Source organism: Mariniflexile aquimaris, assembly GCF_042676825.1.
Classification (GTDB): Bacteria; Bacteroidota; Bacteroidia; order Flavobacteriales; family Flavobacteriaceae; genus Mariniflexile; species Mariniflexile aquimaris.
In genome coordinates, this window is sequence record NZ_JBHTIB010000002.1 from 1 (window position 1) to 16,381 (window position 16,381).

Below are 16,381 nucleotides of genomic sequence, written 5' to 3' on the forward strand. Positions count from 1 at the left end.
TTGCACTGATGGTTGCTTTACCATTGATTAATGTTACAGATTCTGAATCTGCCATTAAGCTCCCGGCATCGGCTGCACATTCGGTTACCATAAATGGTGCTCCGGCCACGTCTAAACTCGCACAAATACTACCGCCTCCTGCTATGATTAAACCATAAACATCAAATCCTGTTGTTTGTCCTGGTACTACAATGCCTGTATCTAAAGTTTCTGCATTAAATACAATACTATGGATAGTATAATTTCCTGCTTCCATGACTTCGAAACTCGGGGTTCCACCTAAGGCCTGAATCACTAATCCTTCACCTTTGGTTAATACGTAAGCATTTGTATAGCCTGACGGTATATAAGGCGCATCTTTTACTGTTGCACTGATGGTTACTTTACCATTAATCAAGTTTACTGATTCTGAATCTGCCATTAAGCTTCCGGCATCGGCTTTACAGTCTGTTAAAGAAAAAGTATATGTTGCCAAATCACATTTACTGCCAAAAGCAAAATTGTACTTATGCAAAGACACTGTTACCTTATACCTCCCAACACCTAAACTCCACGGCCTATTACCCGCTGGAAATGTGTAAGGCTCATAATTTTCGGTAATTCTATATTTCTTACCTGTATCTAAATTTTCAACAATATATCGAGCACTTTGAGAATACCCCTCCACTTGCAAACGCAAATAAAAATTATCTGGCAAATCTCCAAGTTCGTACGTTCCTCCATCAGTTAATTTGACAGAGTTTTGCTCATTGGCAAATTCTAATCCATTTATTTCTCCACATGTTGTAGCAAAAGCTTGAACAGAAATAAAAAGTATTAAACAACTAAGTAGATATCTAAATTTGGGGGATCGAGTAAGTAATTTAACTATCATAATATTTTGTTTAATGTATTCTTTGTAAAATTAAACAAAAATATATTATGTTTAATCTTTTTTACTTTTATTTAAACAAAAAAATCTGCGCTTTGTCGAAAAACTCATGATTAGATCGCATTATTTTAGATATATTCTTACAAAAGATCAAAAAAAAATAATTAATAAAAAATATTATGTACGTATAAAAATTTAGAAATAGCGGAACGGAACAGCCGATTTATATGTTGCTATTTATGAAAAAAAAGAATTATTAATAATTGATTTTCAACACATTAATATTATACTAAAGAGATATAAAATCATTTGAAAATGTTAAAGACTTGGTGTCACCACTTTAAATCAACCCTGTAATCATTATAAAGTCAAATTAAAAAAGTGACATAAATTTGAGAAGAACAATAAATTTCGATAAGATTTAAAGCACAGAAGCTTTCTACACTTCTTAATTATACCTTAAAATAAAATATAAGTAAATATATCTGATACGATTATTAAATTAGAAGCCTGATGTTAGCGTAAGAATTTCCAAGCGCTTTTTGCGTTTGCTCATGGTTTAACCATTCTACTTTAGTAATGCCTTCTTCTTCTTGCGCATATAGATTCCCGTTAAAGCTGGTTTTCATCTCAAACCAATAAGTGACCTTGATTCTATGATTTCCGTTGCGCTTAAAAATATGGTAGGTAGTTTCCAAAGGTTTTGTTATTTCTAGTCCTGCAACCCCTGTTTCTTCGGTAACTTCACGAATGGCAGTCTTTTCAATACTTTCTGTCCCTTCTATTTTACCCTTTGGCAAGTCCCATTTGTCATTTCGGTAAATAAATAAAATCTCATTATTATCATTTATTACTTTACCACCTCCAGCAATAACATTGGGTAATTTTTTAAGAAATTTGTTAAGCAGTTTTTCACCATTTTTATGAATCAATCGTACCTCTTCTAATTTTGTGGTGCTAAGTTCTTTAATAACTTTTCCAACATTTACGGTATTGAGTAAATAGTTTTTAAAGTTCGTTTCTTGTTCAACAACGGTGGTTAAAATGATAGGTTTATCGCCAACAAATATTTTATACATGCTTTAACTAAATAATTTAATCCGATTCTAAAATCTTGTTTTACAGCTTCCTTGCAACAGTCTTTATAATAGACCTGACTGAATAAATTTTAAAAAGGAATATTTCATTTTGGTAAAAATATCATTTTTAGTTACAATTAATACATTGTTGAAAAAAATATTTTAAATCACAACCAACAAGACTTGTAAAACTAATTTAATGTTTATTTTTGCCTTCATGATTTTCAATAAAGATACTGCTCGAAAAACTGCTGAAGTTTTATTACAGATAAATGCAATAAAACTTAGCCCGAAGGAGCCATTTACTTGGGCTTCAGGCTGGAAATCGCCAATTTATTGCGATAACCGCATTGTATTATCGTTTCCGCCAATTAGAAATTATATTCGCGAAACCATGGCTAAACAAATAGAAAAGCAATATGGCAAACCCGATGTGATTGCGGGAGTCGCCACTGGCGCTATTGGAATTGGCATGCTGGTTGCCGAATATATGGGATTACCATTTATATATGTAAGACCAGATGCGAAAGGCCACGGACGAAAAAACCAAATAGAAGGATTTATACAAGGCGGACAAAACGTTGTTGTTGTTGAAGACCTTATTAGCACAGGTGGAAGTAGTCTAAATGCTGTAAAAGCTTTAAAGGAGGCACGCATAAATGTAAAAGGCATGATTGCTATTTTTACTTATGGATTTGATGTTTCTATTGAAAACTTTGAGAAGGCTGGCGTTAAATTACAAACACTAAGTGACTACAATAGTTTGTTGGAACAAGCTTTAAAAACCAATTATATTTCTGAAAAAGAGCTAAAAACATTATCAGAATGGAATTCCAATCCGAGTGAATGGAACGCTATTTGATATAAATAAAGCATGCCGTTTAGCTGTTAAGTCGTTTATTTCTCTAACACCTAAACAACTTAATGAATAACAACAAACAATAAAATGAATTTAGAATCGCCAAAAATAAGTGTAAAGAAATCGCCCGAAGACGTATTTAATTTTTTATCGGAAATTAAAAACTTTGAATCTTTAATGCCTGAAAACATCAGTAAATTTGAGGTTTTAAGTGAAGACACCTTCTTATTTGCACTTAAAGGCATGCCCGAAATTATTTTAAAAAAGAAAGAATCGCTCCCTCCTAACAAAATTGTTTTAGGAGCTGCCGGTGGAAAAATTGATTTTTCACTAATAGGAAACATTACCAAAAAAGAAGATAACTCTAGCGATGTACAATTAGAATTTACGGGAGATTTTAACCCAATGATGGCGATGATGATAAAAGGCCCAATTAGTAAATTTATTGAAACGCTTGTTACTAGTATTCCTAAAGCTATTTAATACAACAGCGTTATTGTTTTAAATTCGAATTCTTTTATAACATTATCTTCTAACAAGACTTGAAGACTTCCGGTTTCGGAAACACTTTTTATAAAACCAGCAAATACAGAACCCTGAGCATCTACAAATGTTGAGGGTTTGTTTTTTCTAAACAGATAAGATTCATATTCAGCCTTTAAAACATCAAACTGATTTCTTTTTAAAAGAAGAAAATAATGCTTTAAATTTTTGATTATTTCGTGCAATACTTCATCTACATCGTAAAAGCGTCCTGTAATTATCTTTAGAGACGATGCTTGGGGTAAATTATCAAACTCTGTTTGATTGACATTCAACCCAATACCAATAAAAGACTCATAGAATTTATTATGTTTTATAACGTTTTCTATTAATATACCACAAATTTTCTTGTTTTCTGACAAAATGTCGTTCGGCCATTTCACACTTAATTTAGTAATTGAAAAAAATTCTAAGGTCTTTAATAGGGCCAACGCGGTTACAATACTTATATAAAACGGATACTCAATTTGATACCGCGAAATATCTTTATAAACGCTGAATGTGAGGTTTTTAGCAGACTCAGAACTCCATACCGTACCCATTTGTCCGCGTCCTTGCGTCTGTTTTTTTGCCAAAACACTCGTATAATCTACAACAGATTCGCTTGCACTAAGCCTTTTTAAATAGCTATTAGTCGAATCGGTGGCATTAAGTTTGATTATACGCATTTACAAGTTATTAAAAGTATCTGAAATCTTATGATTATTTTAAACTATAAAGAACTAAAAAAATAATAACTTTGCAAAAATTTAAAATTAATTAATGGCGAAAAAAAATATAGGAGCAGACGAACTAATCTCTGTCATAATAAGTGGTATTGAAGATGTAAAAGGCAAGGAAATCAACATTCTAGATTTAAGAGAAATTGACAACACGGTATGTGATTACTTTATAATTTGCGAAGGTACATCAAACACTCAAGTAAACGCTATAGTTAATTCGGTTCAAAAGAAAGTCAGCAAAGAACTTAAAGATCATCCTTGGCACACCGAGGGCATGGACAATGCCGAATGGGTGCTCATAGATTATGTAAATGTGGTTGTACATGTATTTCAAAAACACATAAGACAATATTACGATATTGAAAGTCTTTGGGGTGATGCAAAAACAACAGTAATAGAAACTAGTTACTAAAAAAAAGAATGGCAAACGAGAAAAAAAACATAAATGACAACAAACCTAAATTCAGTCCGTACTGGATTTATGGTATATTGATTGCTCTATTTTTAGGGTTCCAATTATTTAACAATAGTGGTTATGAAGAAGGTAGCAGTACTACCCCTTCAGACTTTTTTAGATATTTAGAAGATGGCGATATCGCTCAAGTTGATATTATAAAAAACACGCGAGTTGCAAAAGTTTATTTAACTTCTGAAGCAGAAAGCAAAGAAGTACACAAAAAATCGAAACCTACATCGTTTATACCTTCTGCAACCAAATTACCTAATTATAAATTTGAATTTGGTGATCTTCAGAATTTTGAAAATCAGTTAAATCAAATCACAACAGAATTACCAAACAAACCAATCATAAAATTTGATACAGAAACTGATAATTGGGGTAGCCTTTTAATGGGATTACTACCATTTATTTTGTTGATTGGAGTTTGGATTTTTATCATGCGACGTATGTCTGGTGGTGCTGGCGGAGGCGCTGGCGGGCAGATTTTCAATATTGGAAAATCGAAAGCAAAACTTTTCGATCAAAATACTGAAGTTAAAACAACTTTTAAAGATGTTGCAGGATTAGAAGGCGCTAAAGAAGAGGTGCAAGAAATTGTAGACTTTTTAAAACAGCCAGAAAAATACACTTCTTTAGGAGGTAAAATTCCAAAAGGAGCCTTATTAGTAGGACCTCCAGGAACAGGAAAAACCTTATTAGCAAGAGCCGTTGCTGGCGAAGCTAAAGTACCTTTCTTCTCGTTATCGGGATCAGATTTCGTTGAAATGTTTGTAGGGGTTGGAGCCTCAAGGGTTCGCGATTTATTTAAACAAGCTAAAGAAAAATCGCCTTCAATCATTTTTATTGACGAAATTGATGCGATTGGTCGCGCCAGAGGTAAAAATGCCATGTCTGGAAGTAATGACGAGCGTGAAAATACCTTAAACCAACTGTTAACAGAAATGGATGGTTTTGGCACAAACACAAACGTAATTGTATTGGCAGCAACCAACAGAGCGGATATTTTAGATACTGCTTTAATGCGTGCAGGCCGATTTGACAGACAAATTTATGTGGATTTACCAGATGTTAGAGAACGTAAAGAAATCTTTGAAGTTCATTTAAGACCTTTAAAAAAGGCTCAAGATTTAGACTTAGACTTTTTATCGAAACAAACCCCTGGGTTTTCTGGAGCAGATATAGCTAACGTATGTAACGAAGCGGCTTTAATAGCAGCCAGAAACGGTAAAAAAGAAGTAGATAAACAAGATTTTCTTGATGCTGTAGATAGAATTATTGGTGGTTTAGAAAAGAAAAATAAAATCATTACACCAAGTGAAAAAAGAGCTGTGGCGTTTCACGAAGCGGGTCATGCGGTTGTTAGCTGGATGTTAGAACATGCTGCACCATTAGTAAAAGTAACTATTGTACCACGTGGACGATCGTTAGGAGCTGCTTGGTATTTACCAGAAGAGCGCTTAATTGTTCATCCAGAGCAAATGCTAGACGAGATGTGTGCCGCTTTAGGAGGTAGAGCCGCTGAAAAAGTTATCTTTAATAAAATATCTACGGGTGCTTTAAGCGATTTAGAAAAAGTAACAAAACAAGCCAGAGCCATGGTTACTATTTATGGTTTAAGTGATAAAATTGGAAATTTAACGTATTACGATTCTAGCGGACAAAACGAGTATGGATTTACAAAGCCCTATAGCGAACAGACTGCTGAGTTAATAGATAAAGAAATTTCAGATATTATTGAAACACAATATAAGCGAGCTATTAAGCTGTTAGAAGAACATAAAGATAAACTAACAGAACTTGCCGAAGTATTGCTAGAGAAAGAAGTTATCTTTAAAGACAATCTTGAAAAAATATTTGGCGAGCGTACCTTCGATAAAGAGGAAATAAAACAGCCGGAAGAATAAATGTGCTTGATATATTATTAAGCTTCAAGTAAAAATCTTAAATTAGCTGTATGGTTAATTTAAGATTTTTTATATTTGATAACCTCAACAAAAATTTGATTAATAGCAGCTTACTAAATGAGTTTATTTAGAAAAATATTTGGTCTCAAACCAGATCAATCGTCAGACGAGATTAAGTCTACTGAAAGAGGCAAATACATGCCTGAAATTAAGCTACCTATAGATGAAAAATTTACCATAAACTTTAAAGCCAACGGCGGAAAATTCTTGTATTGCGAAAACTTAAACGAGATATTTCAGAACTTACAAAACATCGTCGAAGAAAATAATTGGGATGACAAGAAGGTATTATTATTTGATACAAACTTAAAAGATAAGTTTAAAAATTCCGGTTTAAACCCTACAACGAAAATAAGTGAGTGTGCTTTTTTCTTAACAACTTGCGAAAACTTAATTGCCAACGACGGTTCGCTACTAATTTCGTCGAAACAAATATTTGAAAAAAAGCTTCCTGAATTACCTGTAAACTTTATTGTGTTTGCTACTACCAGTCAGATTGTAGAAAATATTGGCGAAGGATTACGCGGTATAAAATCTAAAAACAAACAGAAAATCCCAACTAATATTACTACAATAAAACACTTTAAATCTAACGACGAAAAAGATTTTTTAAGTTATGGTAGTAGTGCAAAAAACCTATACTTACTTCTATTAGAAGACCTGTAGAATGAAAGAATTCCTAACTCGATCACTTTCTGGTATACTTTACGTAACATTACTAGTTTTATGTTTAAATTATGAAGCTTCATTAATTGCTTTATTCTTTATTTTCGGACTTATATGTTTAGCAGAGTTTAATAAATTGATTCAATTAAAAAGTTATATTCCCTACTTAATTTTCATATTACTGTATGGTATTTTTGTGTATTGGCAACTTATCTTAAATTCAAACGAAGGTTTAGTACAAGCAACCCAAATACTTTTGGTGCTTACTATATTTGTTGAATTGTTTTTAATTAAAGATTTATTTTCAGAAAAAACAATTCCTCTGTTTAGTACAAAACGATTTATACTCACCACGTTTTATTTATCAAGCGCCTTTGTTTTTTTAATTTTAATTACAGACTACCACGAAAATTATAATCCTAATGTCTTATTAGGCTCGTTTATATTAGTATGGGTAAACGACTCGTTTGCCTACCTAGTAGGTAAGAATTTTGGTAAACAAAAGCTCTTTGAAAAAATTTCACCTAAAAAAACTGTTGAAGGTTTCTTAGGCGGTTTACTTTTTTCCTGTATTGCAAGCTATTTTATTGCTACCTTTACACACACTTTAAACTTTAACAGCTGGTTAGTTTTAAGCATCATTATAAGTGTATTTGGCACCTTAGGCGACCTTATAGAATCGAAGTTTAAAAGACAAGCTAATGTAAAAGATAGCGGTGTTATTATGCCTGGGCATGGTGGTTTATTGGATAGATTGGATAGCATCATTTTTGCTGCGCCTTTTATATATTTATTTTTAAGAATTTTTTCGTATGTTTCATAAAGAAGGTCATAAAATCATATTAATTACATTTTTAATAGTTGTTGGTGGTATTTTTGTAACCGACTTAGTTATTTCTCTGGAATGGCTCCGCGTTACTATTATGCTACTTTTTCTAGTGTTTTTAATCCTTATTCTTCAATTTTTTAGAAATCCTAAAAGACAAACATCTATAAACGACAAACAAGTGGTTTCTCCTGTAGATGGTAAGGTTGTTGTTATTGAAGAAGTTTTTGAAAAGGAGTTTTTTAATGAAAAGCGCTTACAGGTTAGTGTTTTTATGTCGCCAATAAATGTGCATGTTACGCGTTATCCTATTGGGGGAAAAGTGATTTTTAGCAAATACCACCCAGGAAAATATTTAGTTGCATGGCACCCAAAAGCAAGCGAAGAAAACGAACGCACTACGGTTGTGGTAGAAAACGAAACCTATGGTAAAGTGTTATATAGACAAATTGCTGGTGCTTTAGCAAAACGTATTGTAAATTACGCCAAGGTTAACGACAACGCTATTCAAGGTGGCGATTCTGGGTTTATAAAATTTGGTTCGAGAGTTGATTTGTATTTACCTCTTAACACCAATATAAAAGTTAAACTTAACCAAAAAGTTCGCGGAGGAGAAAGTATTATTGCAGAATTATAATGACTAGTGAAGAATTAGAAATAGAATTTCAAGAAGCTGTATCCCGGGTAAGTGCTTATACCGACCCGTTCCCTGCAGATATTCTCCTTAACCTGTATGCTTACTACAAAAAAGCTACGAATAATTATAGCCGACCAAAAAGTAAAAAGGCCATTATAAATGCCTTTAAAACAAACGCATTATTTCAAGTTAAAGATTTAACCCAAGACGAAGCAAAACGTTTGTACATCGATTTGGTAAATAAGTACTTTTTATACGGCAAATAGAATCTTAACCCAACGATAATAAAATTACATCCTTTCAGGAACCTGAATCCCTAAAACACTAAACGCATTTTTAATTGTTTGCGCTACCGCTTTAGAAAGTTGTACTCTAAATACTTTTTCATTTAAATTATCGGCACCTAAAATAGAGACGTTTTGATAGAATGAATTAAATTCTTTTACCAAATCGTATGTATAATTAGCAACTAATGCCGGACTATGTTGTAATGCTGCATTTTGAATAACTTCAGGAAATAACTCTAACTGCTTTAAAAGTTCTTTTTCTTTTGGATGCAGAGACACATCTATTTTAGTTGACAAATCGAAATCTGCCTTTCTAAGAATGGCTTGAATTCTAGCGTAGGTATATTGTATAAAAGGTCCTGTATTCCCTTGAAAATCGATTGATTCTTTGGGGTCGAATAGTATCCGTTTTTTAGGATCTACTTTTAATATGTAATATTTTAAGGCTCCTAAACCAATGGTTTTATATAAGTCTTGTTTTTCTGCTTCCGAATACCCATCAAGTTTTCCTAATTCTTCAGAAATTTCAGCAGCAGTTGCTGCCATCTCGTCTATTAAATCGTCTGCATCAACCACAGTTCCTTCTCTACTCTTCATTTTTCCGCTAGGTAAATCTACCATACCGTAGCTTAAATGATAGAGATTCTTAGCCCATTCAAATCCTAATTTTTTCAGAATTAAGAATAGCACCTGAAAATGGTAATCTTGCTCGTTACCAACGGTATAAACCATACCACCAACATCTGGAAAATCTTTAATTCGCTGTATAGCGGTTCCTATATCCTGGGTCATGTACACAGCCGTTCCATCAGATCGTTGTACTATTTTTTTATCTAATCCGTCTTCTGTTAAATCACACCACACAGAACCATCGGCTTCTTTAATAAATACCCCCGATTTTAAGCCTTCAGCAACAAACTCTTTACCCAACAAATAGGTGTTACTTTCGTAATATAAAGTATCAAAATCGACTCCTAAGTTTTTATATGTTTCATTAAACCCTTCATAAACCCAACCATTCATTTTTTCCCAAAGAGCTACCGTTTCTTCATCTCCAGCTTCCCACTTTAAAAGCATTTCTTGGGCTTCTAACAAAAGAGGCGCTGTTTTTTTCGCTTCTTCTTCAGATTTCCCATCATTGATTAAATGCTCTATTTGCTTCTTATATTCCTGATCGAATTTCACATAATAATTTCCAACCAATTTATCACCTTTTAAACCACTGCTTTCTGGTGTTTCGCCTTTACCAAAAAGTTTCCAAGCCAACATACTTTTACAAATGTGAATACCGCGATCGTTTATAATTTGTGTTTTATACACTTTTTTACCCGATGCCTTTAATATTTCGGCAACACTATAACCCAACAAGTTGTTCCTAACATGCCCTAAATGCAAAGGTTTATTGGTGTTGGGTGATGAATACTCGACCATAATAGCCTTTTCATCTGCTTTTGGCGATACAAAACCAAAGGTGCTTACATCTTTAATACCATTAAAGAATTGCATGTAATACGCATCGCTAATTTCAATATTTAAAAAACCTTTTACAACATTAAATGCTTTTACCTCGTTAACCTGTTCTACGAGATAATTACCAATTGTTTCGCCGATTTGTACCGGATTTCCTTTTATAAAGCGTAGCATGGGAAAAATTACCACAGTAATATCTCCCGCAAATTCTTTGCGTGTCGCTTGAAATTCTACCGTTTCTAAATCTGTATTAAAGGTTAATTTAACCGCTTGTTTTACATGGTTTGATAAAGTGTCTTGAAGGCTCATTAATACTAACTTTTTTTAGGTGAGCAAAGATAAAACTTTTATTCACGCATTTAATTAATTTTGTGGTTTTATAAAAAACAGCCTATTTGTAAGCTAATTTTTAAATCAAAAAAACGCCGTGCATTTCATCGACAAAAGTGCTCTTATTCTATGAATTTTGCCGTTAATCTATTCGTCGGATTTTTGCCCTTTTTTGCTATGTCTGTTTAACTAATTTATTGGTATTAAATCGCAGAAATTAGATTTTAAAGTCTCTTTTTCCAACTTTTGTTTAGTAAAAGCTATTATAACTAACAAGTATTACAATTTAATAAAGCAGTCTTTATTTCCCTCAAATAAAACAAATCTGTTTCGTGCTTTATAATTTGTTGTAATGTGTTCATTGTATGAGGAAAATAATTACTTTAATTATCTGCATGTCCTTTTTCTTTGGTTTGTCTCAAACTAAAGAGATAGATAGCTTGTCCTTAAGATTAGCCTACGAATCGCAAGATACCTTAAAGGTTCAAACCTCCTTAAAACTTATTAAATCGCTTTATAAATTAAAAGATTATGATAGAGCTTTAAAATATATTATCGAGAGTGAAAAACTTTCTACCAGTTTAAAATACACCAGAGGCATTGCCGATATTACCTACTACAAATCCTTAATTTATGCCGAAAAAGGCGACTATATTAACGCCGTAAGTGGTTATATTAAATCGAAAGAATTATATAAAAAACTAAATGATTCGCTCGGTGTTGCCAAGGTAAATAACAGTATTGGTTTAATAGAAATTAAACGCGGTAATTACGCCAAAGGGTTGCAATATTCGCTCGCAGCCATTAAAGAATTAGAAAAACAAAATCTTTTAAAAGACCTAAGCTTAGCTTATAGCAATTTAGCAAATGCATATTACAAAGTAAATGCTGTTGAAAAATCGATAGAATTTAATTTAAAAGCCAGAGATATTCAGCAACAATTAAAAGATGTTACAGGTCTTATAGAATCCAACATTCAGTTAGCCGAACTTTATTCTTATAAAAATGAAAATAGAAAAGCTATTGAATATTATGAAAAAGCACTTAACATATCTAAAAATGGTGCCGATTCGTTGCGAGGAAGCATTTTCCCAAGATTAGGGTCTGAATATTTAAAATTTAACGACTTTAATAAAGCATCCCAATATCTGTTAGAAGGATTAGAAATTAACCGTAAAGCGAATAATAAATCTGGAATTCTATTATCGTTAAATAGCTTGGGTGAATTAAACCTACAAAATAACCGCTTAAAGCTAGCAGAACAACTACTTTATGAGGCAGGTACTATCGCTAAACGTATAAACAACAAACCAGAGCTATTAAGATATTACAAATTAATGATTGCCCTCGATTCTACTCAAAAGCAATTTGATAGAGCCTTTATCTGGCAACGTGAATATTACAACTTAAAAAGCAGTCTTAACCGATCTTCGAATTTTAAAGTTTCTGATTCTGTAGAATTAGAATTTAACCCAGATTTCGAAAAAGAAATACTTAGTTCTAATTACCCGATATCGTCACCCGAAGACTTCCAAGAAGTCCACGAAGAGTTTGATAAATTTAAATTAATATTTTACGGGCTCTTAGCGGCACTTGCCATCGTTTCTACTTTTTTAGTTTTAATCTATTTAAAAAGAAACAGCAACATAAAATACACACAAGAATTAGAAGAGAAAAACCTTAAAATCGAATTACAAAACCAGGCATTTTTAGAACAAACTAAACATCTGGAAAATGTTAATAATGTAAAAGATAAATTATTTTCAATCGTTTCTCACGATTTAAAAGATTCTTTGTCTTCTATAAATGGCTTTATCGATTTATTAAAAGACGGTTCGTTATCTAGAGAAGAATTCGATAATTTAATTCCAGAATTAAGCGAAAATGCTAATAACGCCTCGTTGCTGCTATTCAACCTTTTAAACTGGTCTAAGTCTCAAATGCAGTCCTTAGAACCAAAACCAACCTTATTCGACGTACAGGAAGTGTTTGAAGAAAAAGTGCGATTAATTGAGCAGCGCATGGAAAATAAAGGCATTGAATTAATCGACCATTCTCTGCGCGATTTTGCTTATGCCGATAGAAGCATGTTCGAAATAGTGGTTCAAAATCTACTTGCCAACGCACTAAAATTCTGTAAAAGGGGCGATACCATTACCATTTCTAACCATATTAGCAATGGCAATTGCATTATAAGTATTGCAGACACTGGTATTGGCATTTCAAAACAAAACATCGATAAATTATTCAAAAATAGTTCGTTCACTACAGTCGGTACTAATAACGAAAAAGGAACTGGCTTAGGATTATCTATCTGTAAAGAACTGGTAGAACTTAACAATGGTAAAATTTGGGTAGAAAGCACCCTAAATGTTGGCAGCACCTTCTACGTGCAGTTACCAAAATCTAAACCAGCATAATTTATTTTTTGGGCGTTACCCAAGGGTCGGGCTTTTCGCTATATCTTTTGTTTTTTTACTTCTAATAAGTTAAAAAGCTATCTCAAAAATTAAGGGCTTTCTAAAGCACATTTTTAGGTATCAAGAAAAACAAAAGGATGCCGCTTCAATCCCTAACGCAAACCTATCAGCCAATTAAGCTTTAGGCAAAAACACCTCTGCCATCATACAACGTGCACTACCGCCTCCGCAAGCTTCAATAGTATCTAAAGAACTAGAAAGAATATTACTGTGTTTTTTAAGCTTTTCTAGTTGATTTTCGGTTAACGCATCGTGAGCAGCTTGACTCATTACCAAATATTTAATACCATTATCACCAATAACCTGCAACATATTACCAGCAAAATTATTTATTTGTGCTTCAGTAATATCTATTATCTCTTTGCCATCTTCCTTTAAATGGTCAATCACATTTCTTCGTTCTTTTTTATCGTCAATACTACTTAAACAAATAACTGCAAATGTTTCGCCCAAACACATCATCACGTTTGTGTGATAAATGGCTTTTCGTTCCCCACTTACGGTTTGGTTTGCCGTAAAAATTACCGGCATAAACTCAAAATCTTCACAAAATTCTATAAACAATTCTTCATCGGCTCTGGGCGACAAAGCGCAATAAGCTTTATGGTTCACTCTGTCTAGTACAACGCTTCCTGTGCCTTCAAGAAACAAATGTTCTTCTTCAGCACTTGTATAATCAACAATGTTATTTATTTTAAAGCCTTCGGCCTCCAGAGTTTCTAATATGTCTTCTCTACGCTCTAAACGCCTGTTTTCGGCAAACATAGGATATAACCCCACATCGCCATTTTCATGAAAAGACACCCAGTTATTCGGAAAAATAGAATCGGGTGTGTCAAACTCTTCGGTATCATTTACAACAATTACGTTTACCCCGACACTTTTTAATTTCTCAACAAAAGCATCAAACTCTTGTTGCGCTTTCGCGTTAACCGTTTGAGGCATTAAATTATCTATTACCTTTTGGTAATAATTATTTACAGCGGTTTGTTCGTTCATCCTAAAATTAATTGGACGAATCATTAAAATGGTGTTTGTGGTTTGTTGCATAACAATAAATTATTTTACAAAAATATAACTATTTATGCGATAAAAGTTAGAATTACAAATTTGAATTAAAGTAGAAAAATACCTAAATTTGAGTATCTAAGACTTGATATTTCATGCGGTGTACTTCTTAAAATGTCAAGGCTATAAAAAAAATTAATATCAATTCATGAAATACAATAAATTAATAAGCAATGCTCCTTTAGTTTCAGAAATAGGACTTGGGGCTTGGCAGTTAGGAATAAATTCTGGCTGGAAAAGTTTAGAAGAGAATGAGGCTATAAATTTGGTCCATAAATCCATTGAATTGGGCGTTAACTTTTTTGATACGGCGCCTAATTACGGACATGGCACTGGCGAGCAAAGACTAGGAAAAGCATTGAAAGGTGTTGATAGAAGTAACATTGTAATTAACACCAAATTCGGCCATACCCATACCGGGCAAACTAATTATAATGCAAACTACATTCGCGAATCTTTAGAAGGCAGCTTAAAACGGTTACAGCTAGATTATGTAGATTCACTGATAATTCACAACCCGCCGTATGAATATCTTGATGGCAATAAAAACGACCATTATGAAATTTTAGAAAAACTTATAGACGAAGGTAAAATTAAAGCCTATGGCGCGTCTTTAGATACACCGAAAGAAATGACGCTTTTTATGAATACTACCAGATGTGAAGTTATCGAAGCTTTTTTTAATATTTTGCATCAGGATGCGGCTGATTCTTTTGACTTGGCAAAAGAAAAAAAGGTTGGAATTATTGTTAAAATACCGCTTGACTCTGGTTGGCTTTCTGGCAAATACAATGAAGCCAGTGTTTTTAATGATATTAGAAGCAGATGGTCTAGAGAAGATATAAAAACGCGAGCCAAATTAATAGATGCTGTTAAAAATATTATTGATAAGAACATGAATCTTGCGCAAGCCGCTATAGCATTTTGTTTAGCGTATGATGCCGTATCAACTGTAATTCCTGGTAACACAAGCATCGACCAATTAAAAAGTAATCTAGACAGTATTAAAAACCCACTTCCAAAACAACTTATAGAACAACTTGAAAAATTCTATCAATCTGAGGTTAAACAATTAAACTTACCTTGGTAAGATTCAGTAATTAACCTATCAAATTTTTAAAATAGCTTCAAAGATTATGCTTTAAATAAGATTCCAGAGGCAGTAAATCGCAGTTAAATAAAGCGCTTTTAACGCGCATTATTTAATCGCGTACTAATGGCATTGTAGAACATCTTAGCAATCCTTCTTGCTTAGAAATTTCGGCATAAGGCACTTCTTCAACTGTAAACCCTTGGCTTCGCAACCAGGTGTTTAGACGCGTAAAGTTCTTTTCTGAAATAATAACGTCTTCCGAAATAGAAAAAATATTGCTATTCATATCGTACATTTCATCTTTAGTAATTTCAAAAATGTTTTCTTTTCCGAAAAAATCAACCAACCAATTATATTCACGTTCTATTAAAAACCCATTTTTGTGAATAATGGCTTTTCCTTTGCCTATAGGTTGAAAACAGCAATCTAAATGCAGCGCGTTTTCTTTGGCATTGGTATTTGATTTTCTAAGCTCGAAAGACTTTACAATTTTATCTGGAAATAATTCTTGAATCGCAATAACCGCGTCCATATTAGTACGCGCCGTAATTAATTGCGCATAATCTTCACCAGAATAGGTTCCAATAAAAATATAATCGTTCCAAGGCATGACATCGCCGCCTTCAACATGACATTCTGGGGGTAATATAATTCTGTTTTTTCTATCTACTTGGTTCCAAACATACCTTATGGCTTCGATTTCACGTTCTCGATCGGGCAAAATATTGGCTCTAATAATTTTATCTTCGATTACAAACGCGATATCGCGAGAAAATATCTGATTACAGTCTTTAATGACTTTCGGTCTATAAACAGTAACATCGTATTTTTTAAAAACGGCAGCCACAGCCTCCATTTCCCGAATCATATCCGCTTCTTTAGGATAAGTACCAGCAAGCACATGTTCGACACTTTTAGGGTCGTAACAATCTTCTAAACTAGGTTCAGGTCCGTTGCTCTCCGCAGTTCCTAAAATAACTGCTCTAAGCCTTGATGTTTCGTTTTTTATATTGAGTTGTAGCATAG

Annotated in this window: 16 protein-coding genes; 10 read left to right on the plus strand and 6 right to left on the minus strand. The window is 33.1% G+C overall.

The features are described 5' to 3' along the window. Both ACFQ0I_RS00005 and ACFQ0I_RS00010 read right to left on the minus strand, forming a co-directional pair. A partial coding sequence (locus ACFQ0I_RS00005; RefSeq protein WP_379938234.1) for a hypothetical protein occupies positions 1-874 on the minus strand: 874 nt, incomplete at its 3' end. Between the two features lie 494 nt (positions 875-1,368). After that, complete coding sequence (locus ACFQ0I_RS00010; RefSeq protein WP_379938236.1) at positions 1,369-1,950, minus strand: NUDIX hydrolase; 582 nt, start codon at positions 1,948-1,950, stop codon at positions 1,369-1,371. Positions 1,951-2,167: 217 nt separating this feature from the next. Here ACFQ0I_RS00010 and pyrE point away from each other — a divergent pair, with 217 nt between their 5' ends. Together pyrE and ACFQ0I_RS00020 are read left to right on the plus strand one after the other, a co-directional pair. Next, positions 2,168-2,812 (plus strand): orotate phosphoribosyltransferase, encoded by a 645-nt coding sequence (gene pyrE / locus ACFQ0I_RS00015; RefSeq protein WP_379938238.1) that lies wholly within the window; start codon positions 2,168-2,170, stop codon positions 2,810-2,812. An 84-nt stretch (positions 2,813-2,896) separates the two neighbouring features. Then, positions 2,897-3,292, plus strand: coding sequence for an SRPBCC family protein (locus ACFQ0I_RS00020; RefSeq protein WP_379938240.1), 396 nt, complete (start codon positions 2,897-2,899; stop codon positions 3,290-3,292). On the opposite strand, the gene ACFQ0I_RS00025 is transcribed toward ACFQ0I_RS00020, so the two are convergent. Further along, the gene (locus ACFQ0I_RS00025; protein ID WP_379938242.1) at positions 3,289-4,020 is read right to left on the minus strand and encodes a biotin--[acetyl-CoA-carboxylase] ligase; all 732 of its coding nucleotides are present in this window, start codon (positions 4,018-4,020) and stop codon (positions 3,289-3,291) included. The two genes, ACFQ0I_RS00020 and ACFQ0I_RS00025, sit on opposite strands and share 4 nt — an antisense overlap. A gap of 94 nt (positions 4,021-4,114) precedes the next feature. Between ACFQ0I_RS00025 and rsfS the strand changes: the two genes are divergently transcribed. The 6 genes from rsfS (at position 4,115) to ACFQ0I_RS00055 (ending at position 8,893) form a co-directional block, all read left to right on the plus strand. Next, positions 4,115-4,486, plus strand: coding sequence for a ribosome silencing factor (gene rsfS, locus ACFQ0I_RS00030; protein ID WP_379938244.1), 372 nt, complete (start codon positions 4,115-4,117; stop codon positions 4,484-4,486). 8 nt (positions 4,487-4,494) lie between these two features. Continuing rightward, the gene (gene ftsH / locus ACFQ0I_RS00035; protein WP_379938246.1) at positions 4,495-6,438 is read left to right on the plus strand and encodes an ATP-dependent zinc metalloprotease FtsH; all 1,944 of its coding nucleotides are present in this window, start codon (positions 4,495-4,497) and stop codon (positions 6,436-6,438) included. Between the two features lie 117 nt (positions 6,439-6,555). Then, entirely contained in the window at positions 6,556-7,164 is a 609-nt protein-coding gene (locus ACFQ0I_RS00040; protein WP_379938248.1) for an LUD domain-containing protein, read from the plus strand. A gap of 1 nt (position 7,165) precedes the next feature. Further along, positions 7,166-7,987, plus strand: coding sequence for a phosphatidate cytidylyltransferase (locus ACFQ0I_RS00045; protein WP_379938249.1), 822 nt, complete (start codon positions 7,166-7,168; stop codon positions 7,985-7,987). Further along, positions 7,977-8,627 (plus strand): phosphatidylserine decarboxylase family protein, encoded by a 651-nt coding sequence (locus ACFQ0I_RS00050; RefSeq protein WP_379938251.1) that lies wholly within the window; start codon positions 7,977-7,979, stop codon positions 8,625-8,627. Before ACFQ0I_RS00045 ends, ACFQ0I_RS00050 begins: the two co-directional genes overlap by 11 nt. After that, positions 8,627-8,893, plus strand: coding sequence for an acyl-CoA-binding protein (locus ACFQ0I_RS00055; protein ID WP_379938252.1), 267 nt, complete (start codon positions 8,627-8,629; stop codon positions 8,891-8,893). Before ACFQ0I_RS00050 ends, ACFQ0I_RS00055 begins: the two co-directional genes overlap by 1 nt. A 24-nt stretch (positions 8,894-8,917) precedes the next feature. Here ACFQ0I_RS00055 and argS read toward each other — a convergent pair whose 3' ends face one another. Continuing rightward, positions 8,918-10,693 carry an arginine--tRNA ligase gene (argS, locus tag ACFQ0I_RS00060; RefSeq protein WP_379938254.1) on the minus strand — a complete coding sequence of 592 codons (1,776 nt, stop codon included), beginning with the start codon at positions 10,691-10,693 and terminating at the stop codon, positions 8,918-8,920. A gap of 386 nt (positions 10,694-11,079) precedes the next feature. On the opposite strand from argS, the gene ACFQ0I_RS00065 reads away from it, so the two are divergent. Next, positions 11,080-13,134 (plus strand): tetratricopeptide repeat-containing sensor histidine kinase, encoded by a 2,055-nt coding sequence (locus ACFQ0I_RS00065; RefSeq protein WP_379938256.1) that lies wholly within the window; start codon positions 11,080-11,082, stop codon positions 13,132-13,134. A gap of 174 nt (positions 13,135-13,308) precedes the next feature. Here the strand turns inward: ACFQ0I_RS00065 and ctlX are convergent, their stop codons facing one another. After that, the gene (ctlX, locus tag ACFQ0I_RS00070; protein ID WP_379938258.1) at positions 13,309-14,244 is read right to left on the minus strand and encodes a citrulline utilization hydrolase CtlX; all 936 of its coding nucleotides are present in this window, start codon (positions 14,242-14,244) and stop codon (positions 13,309-13,311) included. 166 nt (positions 14,245-14,410) lie between these two features. Between ctlX and ACFQ0I_RS00075 the strand changes: the two genes are divergently transcribed. Then, positions 14,411-15,352: an aldo/keto reductase gene (locus tag ACFQ0I_RS00075; RefSeq protein WP_379938260.1), complete on the plus strand. Its 942-nt coding sequence runs from the start codon at positions 14,411-14,413 to the stop codon at positions 15,350-15,352. 112 nt (positions 15,353-15,464) lie between these two features. On the opposite strand, the gene ACFQ0I_RS00080 is transcribed toward ACFQ0I_RS00075, so the two are convergent. Continuing rightward, positions 15,465-16,379: a dimethylarginine dimethylaminohydrolase family protein gene (locus ACFQ0I_RS00080; RefSeq protein ID WP_379939930.1), complete on the minus strand. Its 915-nt coding sequence runs from the start codon at positions 16,377-16,379 to the stop codon at positions 15,465-15,467. Positions 16,380-16,381 lie beyond the last annotated feature (2 nt).

Coding starts and splice junctions, on each gene's coding strand:
- ACFQ0I_RS00040 (WP_379938248.1), top strand. CDS start 6,556: ATGAGTTTATTTAGAAAAATATTTGGTCTCAAACCAGATCAATCGTCA.
- ftsH (WP_379938246.1), top strand. CDS start 4,495: ATGGCAAACGAGAAAAAAAACATAAATGACAACAAACCTAAATTCAGT.
- ACFQ0I_RS00045 (WP_379938249.1), top strand. CDS start 7,166: ATGAAAGAATTCCTAACTCGATCACTTTCTGGTATACTTTACGTAACA.
- ACFQ0I_RS00055 (WP_379938252.1), top strand. CDS start 8,627: ATGACTAGTGAAGAATTAGAAATAGAATTTCAAGAAGCTGTATCCCGG.
- ACFQ0I_RS00065 (WP_379938256.1), top strand. CDS start 11,080: ATGAGGAAAATAATTACTTTAATTATCTGCATGTCCTTTTTCTTTGGT.
- ctlX (WP_379938258.1), bottom strand. CDS start 14,244: ATGCAACAAACCACAAACACCATTTTAATGATTCGTCCAATTAATTTT.
- pyrE (WP_379938238.1), top strand. CDS start 2,168: ATGATTTTCAATAAAGATACTGCTCGAAAAACTGCTGAAGTTTTATTA.
- argS (WP_379938254.1), bottom strand. CDS start 10,693: ATGAGCCTTCAAGACACTTTATCAAACCATGTAAAACAAGCGGTTAAA.
- ACFQ0I_RS00080 (WP_379939930.1), bottom strand. CDS start 16,379: ATGCTACAACTCAATATAAAAAACGAAACATCAAGGCTTAGAGCAGTT.
- ACFQ0I_RS00020 (WP_379938240.1), top strand. CDS start 2,897: ATGAATTTAGAATCGCCAAAAATAAGTGTAAAGAAATCGCCCGAAGAC.
- ACFQ0I_RS00050 (WP_379938251.1), top strand. CDS start 7,977: ATGTTTCATAAAGAAGGTCATAAAATCATATTAATTACATTTTTAATA.
- rsfS (WP_379938244.1), top strand. CDS start 4,115: ATGGCGAAAAAAAATATAGGAGCAGACGAACTAATCTCTGTCATAATA.
- ACFQ0I_RS00010 (WP_379938236.1), bottom strand. CDS start 1,950: ATGTATAAAATATTTGTTGGCGATAAACCTATCATTTTAACCACCGTT.
- ACFQ0I_RS00025 (WP_379938242.1), bottom strand. CDS start 4,020: ATGCGTATAATCAAACTTAATGCCACCGATTCGACTAATAGCTATTTA.
- ACFQ0I_RS00075 (WP_379938260.1), top strand. CDS start 14,411: ATGAAATACAATAAATTAATAAGCAATGCTCCTTTAGTTTCAGAAATA.